This is a genomic window from Leptolyngbya sp. AN10 (assembly GCF_050565645.1).
GTDB lineage: Bacteria > Cyanobacteriota > Cyanobacteriia > Leptolyngbyales > Leptolyngbyaceae > Leptolyngbya.
The window spans coordinates 44,620-63,517 of the sequence record NZ_JBNXVP010000032.1 but is presented as its reverse complement, the minus strand read 5'-3'; the positions used below and the strand labels follow the sequence as shown (position 1 = coordinate 63,517).

General features: G+C 46.7%; 14 protein-coding genes and 1 pseudogene. 3 read left to right on the top strand and 12 right to left on the bottom strand.

Going from position 1 to position 18,898, the window contains the following annotated elements; genetic code table 11:
* Positions 1-157 precede the first annotated feature (157 nt).
* The 8 genes from ACQ4M5_RS31325 to ACQ4M5_RS31290 all read right to left on the bottom strand — a co-directional run bounded on the left by ACQ4M5_RS31325 (position 158) and on the right by ACQ4M5_RS31290 (position 12,692).
* The gene (locus tag ACQ4M5_RS31325) at positions 158-883 is read right to left on the bottom strand and encodes an SDR family oxidoreductase (RefSeq protein WP_430679729.1); all 726 of its coding nucleotides are present in this window, start codon (positions 881-883) and stop codon (positions 158-160) included.
* 102 nt (positions 884-985) lie between these two features.
* Positions 986-2,899 (bottom strand): glycosyltransferase, encoded by a 1,914-nt coding sequence (locus tag ACQ4M5_RS31320; protein ID WP_430679728.1) that lies wholly within the window; start codon positions 2,897-2,899, stop codon positions 986-988.
* Complete coding sequence (locus ACQ4M5_RS31315; RefSeq protein ID WP_430679727.1) at positions 2,896-3,864, bottom strand: glycosyltransferase; 969 nt, start codon at positions 3,862-3,864, stop codon at positions 2,896-2,898. Before ACQ4M5_RS31315 ends, ACQ4M5_RS31320 begins: the two co-directional genes overlap by 4 nt.
* 71 nt (positions 3,865-3,935) lie before the next feature.
* A complete protein-coding gene (locus ACQ4M5_RS31310; protein WP_430679726.1) occupies positions 3,936-5,180 on the bottom strand; it encodes a PucR family transcriptional regulator in 1,245 nt (414 codons plus the stop codon).
* Positions 5,181-5,194: 14 nt separating this feature from the next.
* A complete protein-coding gene (locus tag ACQ4M5_RS31305) occupies positions 5,195-5,629 on the bottom strand; it encodes a glycosyltransferase family 9 protein (protein WP_430679725.1) in 435 nt (144 codons plus the stop codon).
* Positions 5,619-6,731: a glycosyltransferase family 9 protein gene (locus ACQ4M5_RS31300; protein ID WP_430679724.1), complete on the bottom strand. Its 1,113-nt coding sequence runs from the start codon at positions 6,729-6,731 to the stop codon at positions 5,619-5,621. The genes ACQ4M5_RS31305 and ACQ4M5_RS31300 overlap by 11 nt, the downstream gene beginning before the upstream one ends.
* A 53-nt stretch (positions 6,732-6,784) precedes the next feature.
* Positions 6,785-7,549 (bottom strand): DUF928 domain-containing protein, encoded by a 765-nt coding sequence (locus ACQ4M5_RS31295; RefSeq protein ID WP_430679723.1) that lies wholly within the window; start codon positions 7,547-7,549, stop codon positions 6,785-6,787.
* 214 nt (positions 7,550-7,763) lie between these two features.
* Complete coding sequence (locus ACQ4M5_RS31290) at positions 7,764-12,692, bottom strand: CHAT domain-containing protein (protein WP_430679722.1); 4,929 nt, start codon at positions 12,690-12,692, stop codon at positions 7,764-7,766.
* Between the two features lie 126 nt (positions 12,693-12,818).
* Between ACQ4M5_RS31290 and ACQ4M5_RS31285 the strand changes: the two genes are divergently transcribed.
* A complete protein-coding gene (locus tag ACQ4M5_RS31285) occupies positions 12,819-14,558 on the top strand; it encodes a CHASE2 domain-containing protein (protein WP_430679721.1) in 1,740 nt (579 codons plus the stop codon).
* A 3-nt stretch (positions 14,559-14,561) separates the two neighbouring features.
* On the opposite strand, the gene ACQ4M5_RS31280 is transcribed toward ACQ4M5_RS31285, so the two are convergent.
* On the bottom strand, positions 14,562-15,785 hold the full coding sequence (locus ACQ4M5_RS31280; protein WP_430679720.1) for a dicarboxylate/amino acid:cation symporter: 1,224 nt from the start codon (positions 15,783-15,785) through the stop codon (positions 14,562-14,564).
* A 48-nt stretch (positions 15,786-15,833) separates the two neighbouring features.
* Positions 15,834-16,238 carry a Uma2 family endonuclease gene (locus ACQ4M5_RS31275; RefSeq protein WP_430679719.1) on the bottom strand — a complete coding sequence of 135 codons (405 nt, stop codon included), beginning with the start codon at positions 16,236-16,238 and terminating at the stop codon, positions 15,834-15,836.
* Positions 16,239-16,423: 185 nt separating this feature from the next.
* On the opposite strand from ACQ4M5_RS31275, the pseudogene tnpA reads away from it, so the two are divergent.
* Positions 16,424-16,857, top strand: a pseudogene (gene tnpA, locus ACQ4M5_RS31270) (IS200/IS605 family transposase).
* Between the two features lie 141 nt (positions 16,858-16,998).
* Here the strand turns inward: tnpA and ACQ4M5_RS31265 are convergent.
* Positions 16,999-17,688: an AMIN domain-containing protein gene (locus ACQ4M5_RS31265; protein ID WP_430679718.1), complete on the bottom strand. Its 690-nt coding sequence runs from the start codon at positions 17,686-17,688 to the stop codon at positions 16,999-17,001.
* A 187-nt stretch (positions 17,689-17,875) separates the two neighbouring features.
* Here ACQ4M5_RS31265 and ACQ4M5_RS31260 point away from each other — a divergent pair, with 187 nt between their 5' ends.
* Positions 17,876-18,727, top strand: a complete 852-nt coding sequence (locus tag ACQ4M5_RS31260; RefSeq protein ID WP_430679717.1) for an Rpn family recombination-promoting nuclease/putative transposase — start codon at positions 17,876-17,878, stop codon at positions 18,725-18,727.
* Here ACQ4M5_RS31260 and ACQ4M5_RS31255 read toward each other — a convergent pair.
* On the bottom strand, positions 18,710-18,898 hold the full coding sequence (locus ACQ4M5_RS31255) for a helix-turn-helix domain-containing protein (protein ID WP_430679716.1): 189 nt from the start codon (positions 18,896-18,898) through the stop codon (positions 18,710-18,712). The two genes, ACQ4M5_RS31260 and ACQ4M5_RS31255, sit on opposite strands and share 18 nt — an antisense overlap.

Sequence of the window (18,898 nt, the reverse complement as noted above, 5' to 3'; positions counted from 1 at the left end):
GGAAATGAATCTCCGGGCTAATCGGGGGAAGCCCACTAAACTGGGCTAAGAACTTCGTATTGCTCTCTTAGCCCGCTTCAGCGGGGTTTCCTCCATTAGCCCGGAGATTCATTTCCGGGCGGGTGAATGCGATAAACGATGACTCCTCAAACATCCTCTAGGGCCAAGACGATTCCTGCATCGGAATCACCATCACTTCTGGAATCACCGTTTCAGGCGGTTGAGTCAAGATATAGCGAATCGTATCTGCAACATTCTTCGGATCTTGTAGCTTGTCGAGCGGAGTATCAGGAAAGCGATCGAGAATAAACGGGGTTTGCATTCCACCCGCGATCACAGCCGTAACTTTCACCCGTTCAGGACGAGCTTCCACATGGAGCGCATGACTAAACCCAACCAAGCCCCATTTACTAGCGTGATACGCGGTCGCATTTGCCCAAGTCCGTTTAGATGCCGTTGAAGCAATGTTCACAATGTGACCGGACTGGCGTTGCTTCATGTGGGTGATTACTGCTTTCGAGAGAATGAAGGGAGCGCGGAGATTCACAGCCATGATTCGATCCCAGGCATTGATATCGAGTTCCTCGATCGACACTGTGACATCAATTCCCGCATTGTTGATCAAGATGTCCAAATGATCATAGTCTTCGATCACTTTAGCAATGCTGTTCTGAATTTGAGTTTCATCACTAACATCCAATTTGAGGGCAGCGGCTTTCCCTCCTTCTGAGCTAATTTCTGAAGCAATTTTTTCTGCAAGTTCTTCGCGAATGTCTGCCACAATCACGGTTACGCCTGCGGTTCCAAGAACGCGGCAGATTGCTTCACCTAATCCTTGTGCGCCGCCTGTGACTAATGCGACTTTTCCAGTTAAATCGGTCATTGTATTACTCCTGTAAGTTGTAATTCTCTTGTGCCGTGGCGAATGGAATTCGCGGCTATACAAACAAAGTCCACCTGCATGGACTAGATTTTTGCAATTTCTTCAACCTGCGAAGGCTGGTTTCGTCTGTATCGCTGCGGTTTCAATCGCCATGCCCGAATGATTCCGATTCTGCAATCTCAAGCGTTGTCGTTTCGGTTTCTGTTCGTGATTCACCACCCATGCTTCGACTAACTCACACAGTAGATGAATCACAATGATTTGCACTTCCTGAATATGTTGTGGATCAATTGCCGGAACCACGATCGACAAATCACAAAGCGATCGTGCATATCCTCCATCGCCGCCTAAGATTCCAATACTCGGAATTCCAAGACTCTGAGCCATTTCAAACGCTTCGAGAATGTTCTTCGATCGACCACTGGTGCTAATTCCAATCACTAAGTCATTCGGTTGTGCGAATGCTTCAATCTGGCGAGAAAAAATGTGATCGTAGCCAACATCATTTGACCAAGCGGTGAGCAAGGCGCTATCTGCTGAAAGTGCGATCGCGGGAAGTCCTCGACGATTCGGAATTTTGAACCGTCCGACAAATTCTGCTGCACAGTGTTGAGCATCCGCCGCACTGCCACCATTTCCACAGAGCAGAACTTTACCGCCTTGAGTAAAGCAATTCGTGATCAGAGTTGCAGCCTGTGTAATTTCAGTTTGAAGACATCGCTGTGCAGATTGAATTGCTGTAATGACTGAGGTAAATCCTCGATCGATGACCGCAGTCGAATCCAATGCACCAGATTGATCGATCAGAATCGATTGATATAAAGTTGCCATCGAATCTGCAACACTCTGCCAAGTAAAATGATCATTAGCACGTCGAATTGCTTGTTTACTCAGTTGCTCCATCAATGCGGGATGAGCATACAAATGAGAGAGACGATCCGCGATCGCATTTGGCTGATTTGGCGGTACAAGATAACCTGTCTCACCATCTGCAACCGAAAATTTAACACCTCCCACATTTGAGCCGATCACCGGAGTTCCACAAGCCATTGATTCAAGTGGCGTAATTCCAAACGGTTCATACCAAGGGGTCGTAATAAACACATCTGCTGCACTGTAGTAGTAGCGCAAGACTTCTCGACCTTTACGACCGACGAAATGCACCCGATCGGAAACATTTAGCTCAGTCGCGATCGCATTTAATCGATCGATTTCTTTGGCAATTCTCGGATCACTATCATTTAATTCGCCGCCAACAATGATTAACTTTGCAGGAGTTTTCTCAGAGAACTTGGCAAAACCTGCGATCGCAGTATCGACTCCTTTGCGTGGAACCATTCGACCGAGTTGGAGAACAATGCGATCGTCTGGATTCAAACCTAAAGCAACTCTGGCTAATGCTTTATCCAAACACCAAAATTCAGCCGGATCAAAACCACAAGGAATGATCGTAATCTTGCGCGGATCAGCATTGTAGAGTTGAACTAAATCCGTCTCATCTTGAGGACATTCCGCCACAATGCGATCGGCTTCTCGAACTAATCGATCCTCGATTTCAAAGCGTTCATCTGGAAACTCATCATTGCTACCTTGATGAAACCGTCGAACCCGTCCCAAAGCATGAAACGTAATCACAAACGGAACCTGCAACACTCGCTTTAATTCCGCTGCAACCAGTCCAGACATCCAGAAGTTAGCATGAACCAAATCATAGTGCGTATGCTGACAAAATCGCAGCATATAAGCTGTAAATTCCTGCATATGAGGCAGTAAATCCTCTTTGCGAATCTCCACTGGATCGCCCGCAGGAACATGGATTAAGCGAACTCCTTCACTCCACTCGGCAATCTCTGGAAGCAAAGCTCGATCGCGCCTCGTAAAGATATCCACACGATACCCACGTTTTGCTAAATGCTTTGCTAACTGCCCGACATAAACATTCTGACCCCCACTATCCACTCCGCCTAAGATACCAAACGGTGAAGCGTGTTCACTAATTAATGCAATTCGTTTCATACGACAGAAAGAGTAGGTTTACGATCGACAACTCGTGCAAATGCCTGATTCCAATCGCGCACGAATCGATTGATATTGAATCGTTGTTCAGCGACTTTCCGCGCACCCTGACTGAGCCGCTGTGCTTCTTCCGGGTATTGTTGAAGATGCTGCATCACTTCAATTAAGCGATCGACATTCGTATCGACATAGCCAGAAACGTCATTCTCAATCACCGTGGTCATTTCCGTTGTTGCAAGTCCAACGATCGGCATCCCAATCATCATCGCTTCGCAGACAGATAAGCCCAGACTGGTATACCGAATCGGATTGAAGAAGAATCGATAGTGCGAGGTAAATTCAGCGAGTTGATCATGCGGAACTTCACCTTTTCCGCCTAGCTTTTCTGCCTGCATTCCAACGAGATCTAATGGCACTTGAGACCGAACTCGATCGAATACATCTGCTCCCAATCGCCGCCCCCGTGACTGTAATCCATTGACAATCACAAGCCCTTTTTCTAAATCACCTTTGTAGCGGATATGCTCTGGAACAATCACACCATGTTCAATCACACAGGTTGGTGTCTTGCCACTATCCCACATCAAATCATTGAAATGCGTGACATGGACTAATAGAACATTCGGATCATTCACCACATGGCAAGTATCGGTCGGATGTTCACGAGGCGGATCATGTTCGAGATAAAGGCGCGGTAACTGTCGCTGTTTCGCTGAAAGGATTTCGTACTGATCTTCTAGATAGTTCTTGCGCGACTGGAATAATATGCAATCAAACTCCAAATTCCGCACTTCTTCAGCCGGAACATTATGCACATTGTCACCCCAAGCAAAGCCCCCCAACTTTCCACCATATCCTTCTGGAAATCCTGGTTTCACAGGTAGAAAGAACTGATGCGGAGACTGAACTAGATAATATAAATAACTCCCGTGGACGTGCCAAGTGAGAATCCGAAGAGGTTTCATAGTCAAAATTCCGAATAAGCGCGATCGCACAAAACAAACATACTGACCTGATTGCTTACATCATGCAAAATTTAATGAGAGAATGCATTGGGCATTTGCACAAGATGTAAAGAATTTGAATGCTCAGAGATTGTGCAATTGCCCAATCGGGTATCATTTTCTGGATGCGAATTGACAAAGGAGCGCAATAGTAACGCTAATCGAATTTGAACCGCATCATCAAATAGACGGGGATTTAGTCCGGTGAGTGAAGTAATTTTATCAAGACGATAACTTAGAGTATTTCTATGGATAGATAACTTGCTTGCAGTAGAAGACGGGTAGCAATTTTCAGCGAAGAAAACTTGTAGCGTATCAATCAGTTCTGATTCTTGATCTAACGGACTTAATAAATGCTTTGCGAGATCAATTTTTGTGCTTTCGTCTGAGATGCCAATAAAGGCAGCAACACCCAAATCATCCAGACAATACACGCGATTATCACCAGAAAAATGATGACCCAGAGACAATGCCGCTCTTGCATCTTGATACGATCGAGCTAATCCCTGAATTCCCGGATGATATCGCCCAATTCCAATACTTAGATCTGTTTGAGTTTGCGATCGCAGTTGATCTAATAATTCTGTGCTTGCCCGTTTCAGTGCTGCTAAATTCGCCCAAGATGGATTCCCTGCTGGATCTTTCTGATCTGCCCAAGCTTCTAAATCCTGAGTGCTACTGGCTTTGAGTACTGCAATTTCACTACCACCAATGTAAGCGCAGATTGTATCGTTCGGTAGATGAAAGAATTTAACAATGCTTCCAATGATGACTTGAATGCTTCTTTGCGTTTGAACATCTAACATCTCAAACGGCTTAGTTGGGCAAGACAATAGATACTGAGCCGCATCAATCAAAATCACAGCACGCGGACGAGTAAAATCTAAGCCTAAGATCTGTGCTTCTCTCAATACTTCAGATTCATCTCGGCTAGGGGCACGAAGGAGATCATGAATAAACTTATTTTTCAGTTCAGGCTGTAAAGGTTGATGCGCGATCGACGATGCCTGATTCACAATCAATTCAATCAAAACCTGCGTGAGCCTGAGTGAAATTTCATCCGATTCCAAATGGCTCAGAATCACTTCTCCTCGTTGTTGCCCAACTTGGAAGGGCAATCTAAGATTCGATGTCGCGTCAAAACAATGATCGATCGCGTCAGCCTCCGTACTTGCAACAATCATTCCTCGATCGTCCACGACAAAAACTTGTGCATTTAGCACTTCTTGAATGCGTTGAACAATCCCTTTCGCAACTCGTTTAAATCGACTCAGCACGATTCCGTCTCGTATCACGCCGCCTCCTGAACTCGCTCTAGCAAGTCCTCAACACTCGCTCCACACTCTGACAACACGCCGCCTCCAAACTCACAAGACACCCCAAGCCGCACCGGAATCCCTGCCAAATAACAAGCATAGGCAAACGGATAAGGCGATCGATTCTCATCGGGCAAAACGATCGCTGCATCAAACTGCTCAACTTTCAAAAGTTGGATCAGATTCAACAATCGCTCCGGAACATCAGATAATCCCGATTCATCGATCGCGCAATGCACCAAAACTTGATTCACATCTCTGATCGATAAAGCCACTCGACTCAATTGAGCCGCACACAACAGTACAATCTGAGCCATTGGAAAGCGCGATCGCACTTGTCCCATTCCTGATCGCAAATTCTCGGCATTGTTCCCAGGTTGAATCACCACTATCTTTTGCTCATGCCACATAGCTCGACTCCTGTTGCAACAAAGATTCAACTTGCTCCAAAACATCACCCACCGAAGCAGGCGGAACAATCGATCGATGTCGCTGCTTATCCAAAGGCGACCACCGCTGAGGGTCAGAACCACTAAAAATCACCACACTCGGAACTTTCAATGCCGCAGCAAGATGAGAAATTCCCGTATCATTGCTCACCAACAATTTGCAGTTTTCTAACAGTGCCGCTAATGTTCCTAAACTCGTTCGCCCTGCCAAATTAATCGTTGGAGCTTTGATCAATCGAGCGATCGATTCTGTTAGTCCTCGTTCTTCACAAGTTCCAGTCAAAACAATCTGCCAACCCTTTTGAGCAAGCTGCTCTCCAACTGCTGCAAATCGATCGCCCGACCAACACCGCGATCGCACACTCGCACCCGGATGAATGCACACATACCGCTGCAATCCGTGTAGCTGAGACAAGGTTTGAAACTCTTGTCGATCGACCATTGCGATCGGAAATTCCATCTCTGGTTCTGAAGCTGAAATCCCAACAAATTCTAATAATCGGAGATACCTTAAAATCTCATGCTCTGTCTCAACGAATGGTAGAAACGAATCTGGATCAAGACAGGCTTGACCGGATTGAAAAAAGCCGATCGTTCGAGTTGCACCCAAGCCTAAAGTTAGTGGATTCGTCACAATCCCACTTCCATGCATCTGAATCGCGAGATCAAATTTCTGCGATCGCATCTGTTCAAAGAAATCCGGTAATGCGGCTAGATTTACAGGCTGTTCCGGTAAGCCTGGATAACCCGGCAGCACCACAAATTCGTCAATGTACTGTGAAAATCGCTCTGTCAAGCCCTGCGAATTGGGTAAGCCGATGAATGTAACCTTTGCTTCGGGAAAAGCCGCTCTCAGGGCACGTAGGGCTGGAATCGCGCACAGAAAATCTCCCAGTCCTGGTAATGCCCGGACGATCGCAATTTTCTCTAACTTTGAAATCGCCCCGCTCACGTTTTTCCTACCGTTGACATCTTGAAGCAGCGTAGACCTTCCAAACCCGATCGTCGTCCACACAAAGATAGAGGTAAAGAAAAGCACGATCGCACTTTTGGTAGATTCCAAAACACAAAAAAAGCGGGTTCGTGACCCGCCAGAGCGTTAAAAGTTCAAACTCACTACGAACCAAACATTGCCTCAAGTACCTGAGCGATTTCGATCGAGGGTCTTCCCACTTGTGAGAGTAGCGATCGTAGTTCTGCCTTAATTCGTGAATTGTTCGGATCGTGCTGTGCTGCCTCGATTAACGTCGCGATCGCGTCATACCAAATGCCTTCTGCCGCAAATTTGGAAGCACGATCGACACTTGAGCGTGAACTGACTTGTTGTTGTATGCCAGCATTCTCAATCCGTTCCACAAAGCTGCGGGCGACGACTTCTTTGGAGGCTCCACCATTGCAGGAGAGAAGAACTGTCCAACGATAGCGGGTTCCTGCTTTGAGCGCGAATTCGGCGGGAAGTGCAACGCGACTAATACCTGAGCGATCGATTGCAACCGTTTTGGTGAACACAGGTTCCGCTTGGTTCGGGTCAGACAAAATGAATTCAGCCTGGGTCGGTCGATCGGTCTCTGTGTGCCAAAAAAAGGTCGGATTTGCCACAGTCGTGAACAATCCTTGATTGGCTTGAGGAACCAATAAGGTTAAAGTTGCAGGCTTCATGATTCGAGTCGCATCACACTGAGCGATCGCACTCCCGCGTCTGCCACCCGACAACGTACTGCGAGCACTCCCCATTCTGGGATTTGGTCGCCATCGAACTCGCTGTTGAGGCTGATTTGCAGACGCAGCGGAACCGAACTCAATGAGTTGCCCACCAACATGACTCACCATCACAAAGCCGAAGGTTGCGATCGCAAGTGAAGCAGAAAATAGTTTAGACATCGTGCCACTCTAAGTATCAAGAAACCTGAGCATCAAGAAACCAATCGCCCCGAAATTGACCAGAAAAGCTCTAGTCGAAACTGGGGGCGATTGTAAAAGGGTTGTTTGAGGGGGGTAATCGATGCTTCTAAGGGGGATTCAGGAAGATGCTGTATTAAGCAATACTCTAATCTACAGCGAAACGAGCACAAAATCCGGAGAGAAAATCATTTTTCTACCAAGAATTTCCAACAAGTGTGAAAGCTGACCAATAAAAGGGATGCTCGAACGATCGAGGCTCTAAATTCTGCTGCAAAGCAGGCGGCAAAGGAACGCGAATTGTACTGGTTACGAGTGACCCATTTTCAATTCGTACCGTACCATTACGGAGCGCGAGTTGAGCACGTCTGAGCGCTTCTGCACGAGTCGAAACTTTCTGAAGCTGAATGTAAAACTCGCTCATGAGCGCCAATGTTCCGACATCCGAAACTTCCCACAAGCTACCCATCACAGAATGAACGCCAGAAGCCGCTGCGAGTCCAGTAAATCCAAGTTCAGCGTCAACACTATCGATCGCAGTATCACAAGCGCTCAGAACCAATAGATGCAAGGCTGGATTCGACCAAGCGATCGAGGACATTTCGCTAAGTTTAATCGATCGATCCCACAGTTGAATATACGATCTCTCAGGTGTTCCCGGATTGAATTCTGCATGGGTCGCTAAATGAACAATTCCAGCTTGAGTCCGTTGTCTCTCTTGTAGCAATCGCTCTAGAGTAAAGTCCTGATTGAGAAAGCGATTGCCTTTCCAAAACTGTTCGCTGATTAGTTCTAGCTCAGTTGGAACGGCTGGAAGGGGTGTATGTTCTCGAAAATAATCGGCTCCCATTGCTAACACAGATTGAGCAGTGAGCGTGTGAATCTCCCGATTGAGCAAGGTCACACTAGGAATCATCGAAATCGCATACCGATCGACGACAAATCCGCGATCGTCTGCCATTGCTGCAATTGGAGCAGTCCGCAATCCTTCATCTAAACAGTAGATTAGTCCTTGAATTCCTTCGCTCTGTAATTCTCGTTCTAAAGGTTGAACCAACCACTGATAAAGCTGTTTTGAGAGTGCTAAATACCCTTCATCTTCCACATCAGAAACCGCTAATCGGAAGAGTTTCGCTTGTTGTGCCACTTGAGCGCGAGTTGCAGTGGTTGAATAGCGAATTGCCCGTCCAGTTGGAGTAACGAGAATAAGCTCTAATCGATCGTTCTGTTGTTTTAACTGCGATCGCAATAATGGTGTGATCGGCTCAATTCCATCAGTTAATACTTCTCCAGACTTCGGAGCAGGTGTGATTGCATTCGGAACAAAGAGCGCATAGATAATTCCCGATCGCACTCCTTTACTTTGCTGCGCTCTAGCAAGCGTGTCTTGAATGTCCTGCATAGTTGCTGCTTTCGGCAGTTCAAATCCGTAGTATTGTGCATATTCATTAGACAGCGATCGCTCTAATTCAATCACAGTTGAAACGGATCTCTGAGGTTCTGTACGGGATTCAGGAGCCGCACTTGTGGGAGGTTCAATCATTGGAGACTCAATTGAAGGTTCAATCGGTGGAGACTCAATCGGTGGTTCAATCAGTGGAGATTCAATGAATGGTGTAGGGGGAATAGTTGGAGGAGTTGGATCGGGAGGAGTTGGAATTGGCGTAGACTCGAATGCACCAATATCGACTGTAGTATCTTGAATGCGCGGACGACCTGCTTGATCAAGCTTAGAAGAAATATTGAGATTGCCGCCTCGATTAATCGCTGGACTATTCGGTAAGAGTACATGAGTTGAAGTTAATCCGCCATTGTTTGCTAAGGGTGCAAGATTCGCAGAGATCGGAGTCGATCGCGTTCCTACTAAAGTACTTGCCGTAAACCCAGTACTGCCATCACTGATACCAATGAGATTGTTACCCAAATCATCAAACAAACCAAAAACATCAGAATTCAGACTATTTGCAATGATCGTATTGCTCAATCTCACAGTTCCAGCAAAGTTAAAGATCCCATCTGTGTTATTCGCGATCGTTGTACTTTGAAGCTCAGTTACTCCATTACTTACAAAGATTCCGCCGCCTGTATTTCCAGAGAGCGTTGTATTTGATAAATTGCTGGTTGCAGTGCTAAAAAGTCCACCACCTTGAATAGCTGTATTGTTTGAGAACGTTGTGTTAGTAGTTCCTAATTGTCCTGTATTTGCAATCCCTCCACCATTTGCGGTACTAAGGTTATCTGCGATCGTGGTTCCTGTAATCGTCGCTGTTCCTGCATCTCCGACCGATCCAGGGTCAATAAACAATCCCCCACCATTCACAGCGGTGTTTCCAATCAATCGACTGTTAATCAGACTGACATTACCGATCGTATAAATTCCGCCGCCGTTCCCACTAGCACTAACATTATTCTGAATAATCGTATTCTCAATTCTACTGTTTGCGCTGATATAGAGCGCTCCAGCGTCCCCTGTAGAACGATTATTGCGAATCTCACTATTTGTAATTGTTAGAGCAGAACCTCGATCGCTTAAAATTGCGCCGCCTTCCCCATCTGCAACATTCTGTTCTATCAATGTTCTATCAATAGTGATTGTATTTGGGAGAAAGCTATCGATCGCTCCTCCTGTTTGCGATCGATTTCCTAGAAAATGGCTAGTTGAGATGTTCAGAACACTTGAGCTACCCGACGTATAAATTGCACCCCCGCCAGGATTGGGAGAACCAAACGCAGAATTTTCTTGAAACAGAGTTCCACTAATCTCAGTTGTTCCAGCAGTATCGATCGCACCGCCAAGGGTAAAGGCTTGATTTTGAAAAAATCGAGTGTTCTGGACACTAAGACGAGACTCAGGCGATACTCTAATCGCGCCTCCTTGATATGAAGCATTTTGGGCGAAATTAGCATCCATAATCGTCACTTGAGGCACAGGATTCAAATCTCTAAAACTTGCGATCGCGCCCCCTGCATTTCCCGGATTACTGCCCGTTGCATTATTGATGAAGTTCCCCCCAGTCATAGTCAATGTGCCAGTGTTGCTTACTGCACCTCCAACACCCGTAATTGCACGATTTCCCGCAAATTCGGTTTGGATAATCGAAATTGCTCCATCATTCGCGATCGCGCCTCCGTAAATGTTTGCTGTATTGTTATTGAAGACACCTTGAAAGAGAGTAAGTGTTCCATCCTGAAGATTAGAAATCGCGCCGCCATAGTTCGAGCTACCATTGTTAAAAATAGTTCTATTCACAGATAGGACTGTACTATTGCGAATTCCGCCTCCTGCAAATCCGGCTGAATTATTGTTAAACGTACTGTCGTTAATCGTTAGAGTACCAAAGTTACGAATGCCGCCACCCGTACCCGTTGCAGTATTGTTTGCCATCACAACACGATTGAGAACGGTGTTGCCTTGATTGAAGATTCCGCCACCCGATCCACCACCCAATAGCCCAAAAGGAGTGCTACCATCTGCGATCGTCAAATTTGAGAGCGTTACTCTTGCACCCGGACTAACCTCAACAACTCGCATTGAACTATTCCCGGTTAGAGTTGTATTCGCTGAACCATTCCCATTAATCGTTAAATTTCTATTGGTTGAAACTGTGAGCGGAGTTCCGGCGATCGTATAAGTGCCAGTACCTAAGTTAATGTCAACAGGTCCACTTCCAGTTCCGATCGCATCGATCGCGGTTTGAATGGACTGTGCAGAAAGACTCGGTAGTGGTGCAACCTGATTTAAGTTAAAGACCAAAAAGTTATTGCCACTTAGATTAATTTGAGCATTGTTTTCTCTAAAGAACTGTCTTGCTGTCAAGGTTAAAGAGGCTTGTGATCCGGTTTGAGTGATAGAACTCAGCAAAGTAATATCGCCACTGCCTCCCGAACCATTCGCAGTCGTTAGGGTTACGCTTGTATTGTTGTTCAAGGCAGCTTCGATCGTAGCAGGATCGATTAAAGCACCCGCATTTGGCGGATCAAATACTCCGCTCGTCAGTGTTCCAGTTCCACCTGATACGATCGTGATATCTGACGGATCAAGTAACCAAGTACCACCCACTGCGCTAATTCTGGCTTGAGAGACATCTAAGGTTTGCTTGCCCGAAGTTTCAACAAATCCATTGTTTGCAGTAATCGAACCGTGAAATCGAGTCGCTTGATCTGACCAAAGAATGACATTCCTTCCTTCGATCTGAGTTCCGCTGTTTCCAAATAGAAATTGCGATCGTGGAAATTCTCCCATCCCTTGTCGATCGCCGCCAACTCGAATCGATTCCCCTTGCACAGTTGCATCAATTAATCCAATCCGATCGCCCACAATCTGAACATTCGATCCTGAGATAGTTCCACTCACGATCGCAGTTCCCGCCTGTGTTAATGTCGGAATTCCATCTTGAACCACTGCTTGCGTTGCGTTCTGTAATTCCCCACCTGTAAGCAATTCTGGCAACGATCGAGTTGCAATATCACCAGAATTCGGAAGCTCTAAACTGAGTAAACTACCTTCAGGAGTGACACGAATCCCATTGGGAACTGCTGCGATCGAAACCGTCTGCCCATTCAAAGTTCCAGTGTTCAAAACCGTTCCACCAAACAGCGATAGATTTTGCCCCGCAGTCAAATTTCCCGCATTGAAGATGCCGCCTGATATTCCATCAAAACTCGATGGCGTTCCAATCAAACGGGCATAATCATTTGTACCAACTGCATTAAACACTCCAGAGCCAACACCAATCCGATTCGCAGTCGTCGCTGTAAACGATCCAGGCACATCCAATCGAGCCGTTGCCCCGAACAGAATTCCCGCTGGATTCATCAGAATCAAATTGGCATTCCCACTCACTTGTAGCAAGCCATTAATTCTCGAAGCTTCACCACTCACTACTCGACCGAGAATATTCTGAATTGCAGGATTGGCGAAGAAAGTTGCCGTCTGATTTGCATCCAGGTTAAAGCGATCGAAGCTATGAAACAAGTTCGCTCCCGCCCCAATTCCGCCCCGAATCTGGATCTGTTGACCTTGAGGAAGCGCGATCGTGCTACTTCCAGCCGCAGGCACAATTTGAGCAAAACCGGGAGTAGGCATCAAAAGCAATACAGCAGCAATTCCAGCAACAGATTTCATAACGCAGATTCATCGATCGGGCTTTGCTTTATTAATCGACACAGCCCCGCCAAATCCAACGATTTTGACCCTCCGAAATTGGGATAACTAAAAAAGCACACTCCGCTTTCTGCCGCGCTGCCCGTTATGGCTTCTAAGGTTCTGTCCCACTTCACCCATTTGGGACAAAAATGGCTCTATCAATATCGAGGAGCGCTCCTATCGGGCATCACGACCGCAGGCTTTATTCTGGCAATTCGCGGCATTGGACTGTTGCAAATCCTCGAACTCTCCGCTTTCGATCGCTTCATTCAACCCCGCCCCACCGAGCCGAGAGACGATCGCATTGTCCTCGTGGGTTTCACTGAGTCCGATTTGCAAAAGCTCAACAATTCCCAAATCTCCGATCATGCGGTCGCTACCGTCTTAGAACGAATTCGAGAACAACAACCGCGTGTAATCGGCTTAGATTTGTACCGCAATTTAGCGACTGAACCGGGACACGATCGACTCACACAACTCTTCAAAACGACTCCCAATCTGATCGGCATTGAGAAAGTCATCGGCGACCGAGGTGAGACCGTTCCAGGAAATCCAATCCTGAGAAACTCTGATCGGATCGGTGCAAGTGATATCATCGCGGATGTAGATGGGCGAGTGCGACGAGCATTTCTCTTTCCCTCCACCGATTCCCCGATCGAGAGTTTCAGTTTGAGAATCGCGATCGAATATCTCGCAGTTCAAGGCATCTTGCCCAATCCAAACTCTTCAGTCCTACAACTCGACGAAGTACAGTTCCCGCCTTTCACCTCAAATTCAGGTGGGTATATCAATGCCGATGCAGGCGGCTACCAAATCTTACTGAATCCCCGTGGTGGCAAAGGAAAATTTCGGATGATTTCCGCGTGGGACGTGATCCAAGGCAACATTCCCCCAACTGTATTTCGCGATCGCATTGTGCTTGTCGGCGATGTTTCCGCAGGCGCATCGGATCTCTTTTTCACCTCATACAGTAGTGCCTCTGGTTCCAGCCCTCAACCAATGTCTGGAGTCGAACTCCACGCCAATATTACCAGCCAAATCATCAGCGCAGTACTCGATCGACGAGTCTTAATTCAAACCTTACCAGAATGGGCAGAATGGAGCTTTATTCTCGGCTTAACGAGCATTAGCGCCTGGTTAAGTGTTCGACGCGATTCGTTCTTCTACAAAATGGGCTGGACAGTCTGTTTAATCCTTGCTTCAGTTGCCGCAAGTTACGGCTTATTTCTTCTAGGCTGGTGGGTTCCGATCGTACCGGGTGCAATTGCAATCGGGATCGCAGCAATGATCGGCATGACGATCGAAGCTCAACGATTAAATATCTTATCGATGCAAGATAGTCTGACGCAGTTAGCAAATCGTCGATCGTTTGATGAAGCTCTCACACGCGAATGGGAACGAGCTTGGCGATCGCAAACTCCACTGAGTGTGATTCTCTGCGATGTCGATTATTTCAAGCGCTACAACGATACGTATGGTCACGCTTCTGGAGATGACTGTTTGCGAAAAGTGAGTGCCGCAATTCGTCGATCGGTGAAGCGATCGATTGATGTGACGGCACGATATGGGGGTGAGGAATTCATTGTATTGCTACCCAGTACAAATGCAAATGGAGCGCTGATAGTCGCAGAACGTATTCGATCGGAAGTTGAAGCGATGCAGCTAGAACACAGTGGCTCGCTAATTTCGCCATTTGCCACACTGAGCTTAGGAGTGTCTAGTGTTGTTCCTTCTTCAAGCATTACTCCGAAAGCCTGGATCGAAGTAGCAGACGCTGGATTGTATGAAGCGAAGCAAGCAGGACGAAATTGCGTTGTCTTGAAAGAGTTCCTGTACGATATGTAATGTTTAGATTAGCTCTGTCGTCTCTTGTTCTGATGCACTTTCCCAGACATTGAGAATCACTGCATTTGCAACATTGCTAATAATGTTCATTACAGTCTTAAAGCCATCGGTTAATCGATCGACTCCTGCGACAATGGCAACTCCTTCTAAAGGCAATCCCGAAGCCGTGAGAACCGTCGTCATCATGATAATTCCAGCACCAGGAACGCCTGGAGTACTAAAAGAAACTAAGAATGTGCTGAGTACGATCGCAAGTAACAATGAAGGAGTCAACGGAATCCCAAACATCTGAGCAATAAACACTGCATTAAATCCTTGTAAAATGGCTGATCCGTCCCGCTTCAATGCTGTTCCCAATGGAATCGCAAAACTCGCAATGTCTTCGCGTAGTCCATATCCCGCTTGAATATCCTTTAGCAAGATTGGAAGTGCAGCATTAGAACTCGCTGTCCCAAACGCCAAAGATAAAGCTGGAGCAAGACTTTGAAGCAGTTTAATCGGCTTAGCTCCAAGAATTCCTAGAACTAACAAATAGAACAAAGTCATGATCACTGATCCAACAAACAGCGAAAAGACATAAGCAAACAACTTAGAGATTAACTGAAGTCCTTCAGTAGCAATCACTGAGCTAACTAGTGCAAAAACACCGATCGGTGCAACATAAAGCACGATCGATAAAACTTTCTCACTAATCGCATAGCAACTTTCCACAAAGCTGACAAAGCTTGCCGCCTTTTCTCCAACTAGCTGAATTGCAACTCCAATCAATGCAGACGAGAAAATGACTTGTAGCAAGTTGCCTGTACTAAGCGCTTCGATCGGGTTTGTTGGAATTAAGCTAACTAACCAATCGATTAATGATTGTTGTTGAGCAACTTCGATTTGAACACTACCAGAACTTGATATGCCAAGTCCGGGTTGAACCACGATCGCAAGAACAATTCCCAACACCACTGCAATCCCACTTGTAACGCAATAGCTCAAAATCAACTTAATTGCATATCGCCCGACCTGCGCCGCATTCTGAATCCGAGTCAAACCCAAAATCAGCGAAGAGAACACGATCGGCACAACGACAAACTGAATCAGCCGCAAAAATGCCGTTCCAACTGGCGTGAGCAAATAGCGATCGAGCGGGAGAATCAGCGTCGGAAAATAATCATGCAATCCTGCCCCAAACCCAATCCCCACTGCCATCGCGACCAAAATCAGCGTCGATAAACTCATACTATGAATCTTTGAATGTCACGACTCACTGTAGCATTGTCGTCTCCGTCAATCTGTCTGACTTTTTACGGCAGCTCTCATTGTCCGAATCGCTTCAAGTCGCGAAGTTTGAGCCATCAAAACACATTGCGTTAAAACATCAAGGTTTAATCGATCGAGATGCGGCAACTCACTCCGATAAATCCGCTCATACCTGTTCTCACGCAAATGATACAGGCTAAACAATCTACCCTGCCAAAACCACACTTCAGGAATCCCCAAGGCTTGATACCGCGCGAATTTACTTGGACCACCGCTCGTGAAGATCACCTCGATCGACAAATCCGGCAACGGCTTCAAGTCCCCAATACAATACGATTCATCTGCCCGAGCCGAGACAATCCCTTCCCGTTCTTGATCCATCGATCCAGTTGGTGCAAACTCAACTTCGATTTCTTCAAAAGACGTATTCAAAAATTAAATTAGGCAGAAAAAAGATGGTAGAACGGGATTTTTACCGCTCACCATCCAATGAAAAACTTGTTTCATTGTCTCAGCACGCTAGTTGAAACTACCCACTTTAGTGGGAGACTTTAGTTGCTACACATCTCCCGATGGCTGGAAAAGGGAGGCGTGATAGGTTTGAAAGAAAAACCATTATGAGCGACCAACGCCGAGGCAGCCACACAGTCACCCGCTTAAGTGCCCATCTGGTGTGGGTGACGAAATATCGATATCCGGTACTCAAAGGTGAGATCCAGAAGCGGTGTCGAGAATTGATCATCCAGATTTGTGATGCGGAGGACGTGAAGATCCTCAAGGGGTGGTGAGTAAGGATCATGTGCAGATGCACATCGAGTATCCGCCGTCAAAATCTATCAGTGACATCGTGAGGCGGATCAAGGGTTGCACGTCGCGATTGCTACAGCAGGAGTATCCAGAATTGGAGAAACGATACTGGGGTGAGCACTTTTGGGCGATTGGATATAGGGCATGGAGTACGGGTAATCTGACGGAAGAGCTAGTGCCGGAGTATCTGGAACATCATCGAAATCCATCAAATCAGGATCACGACAATTTCATGCTGGAATGAGTTAACTTGGGCTTTCAGCCCTAGAGGAACCTATGCACTTTCAGTGCATAGTTGTTTAGTCAGTACTTCAATTGCACGATGGCAAAGCCGTTCAACTGGAAGTTTCAGGGCTTTGAGCCGAAGCTCCAATAAGCTGCTGCTTTATTTTCGCCGATTTGCACTAGGGGCATTGCGTAGGGCTGTAACTACATCAGCTCTCTGATCTCGCAACACTTGCTGGGGAATCACTTGAATAGACTGAGGCGTATCCCGGAGTGAGGCATTGGTTCTTAATACGGTGTTAGAAGTAGTCACCCGATAGCCTCGCCCTTCTTCTCCTGTAACTGTTATCTCTTCTTCTTCTCCTGCTTCTGGAGTCACTGCCAATACTAATCCCTGTCCCGGAACGATCTCAGCGATCGGTAAATCATTCAGTCCCGTAATGCTGACCTGAATGCTCGCTGCATCGGCTTGAGTCACAGAAATTCGATCGATACCCTTAGCAGGTTTCTCTTGCTCAAACGCCTGCCCATTGCTTAACGCCAATACCGCATTCGGAACCGTCAAGACTAGCGTATTTCCATCCGCCTGCTGCGTCGCTTGCAATGCCTGTCCTGTCTCCGTTTGCAGCACTACCTCAACGCCTTGCTGCGTCGGGTTCAACCTCACTGCAATTACGCGAACAGGTGCAGCACTCTCCGGCGGTTGTTGCGAAAGCCACTCTTTTACAGTGACAGACGATCGCGGAAGATCCCGCACCTGATGAACCTGTGATTCTGCCTGTACAGGCGCGACTTCCAAAATTAATCCACTCGCGATCGCCATCGTCCACCACTGCAACCGATTCAACATCTCTCACACCAGTACCGAAAAGCATTATCAACAAGAATAAGAGATTGATGCAGCAAACTCCAAGCGGTTTTGGCGGTTTGCGGAACTTTTTTTGACCCCTAGCGGAACTTTTTTGACCGAATGCGATCGCGTTGCGACAAAAGCCGAGCAGTAGTACACTTGACCGAGTAAACCTGAGTAAAATGCAATGCGGCGCGATCCCATTTTTTATCAAATGTTCCAGCGTTCTCCCCAACTGCTCTTTGAACTATTAAGAGCGCGACCGAGTAACGCCGCAGACTATCGCTTTGATTCGGTAGCCGTGAAAGAGCCGAAATTTGAAATTGATGGTGTGTTTCTGCCACCAGAGTCGGAGCTAGGAACGGTTTACTTTTGCGAAGTTCAAATGCAGAAAGACGAAAAGCTCTATGAACGTCTTTTTGGAGAATCGTTGCTGTATTTTTACCGGAACAGCGATCGCTTCTCAGATTGGCAAGCAGTCGTGATTTATCCATTCCGAAGCCTTGAGCAGAGCAAAGTTTATCCGCATCGATCGCTGTTGAACGGAGAGCAAGTCCATCGAATTTATTTGAATGAATTGGAAGATGTTAGTACATTACCTGTGACAGTTGCCGCCACAGTGCTAACGATCGCCAATGAAACGGAGGCTCCAGGGGTTGCACGATCGCTGCTACAAAGAACTGAGCAAGAAAACTTAACCGAGCGAGAACGGGCAAATCTGATTGATATCGTAACCTCTATAATGGTTTACAAGTTTGAAAACTTAAGTCGATTGGAGATTCGAGCAATGCTAGGACTAGATTTCACCAAAGAGCCACGCGCCATTCGGGAAACCAGACAAGAGGAGCAGGAACTGGCGCGGCAACGATCGCGATCCCTTATCCTTCGCCTACTGACGAAGAAGCTTGGAGAACTGCCTGAATCGATGCGCGATCGCGTTTCCGTCCTATCCTCTGAACAACTCGAATCATTAGGAGAAGCCCTGCTAGATTTCGTGACAGTCAGCGATTTGGAAACTTGGTTAACTGCTAATTCCTAATTTCCGCCGCTGCATCTGATAATCTTTTGGATTCACGCCAAACTTCTTGCGAAACGCTTCCGCGAAATGGCTCCGATTCGCAAAGCCGATCGCTTGCGCCACTTCTGAAACTTCATCGGAACCTCGCGAGAAACCCTGACGCTTTAGCGCAGGGAGGGATAGCGCCGACAA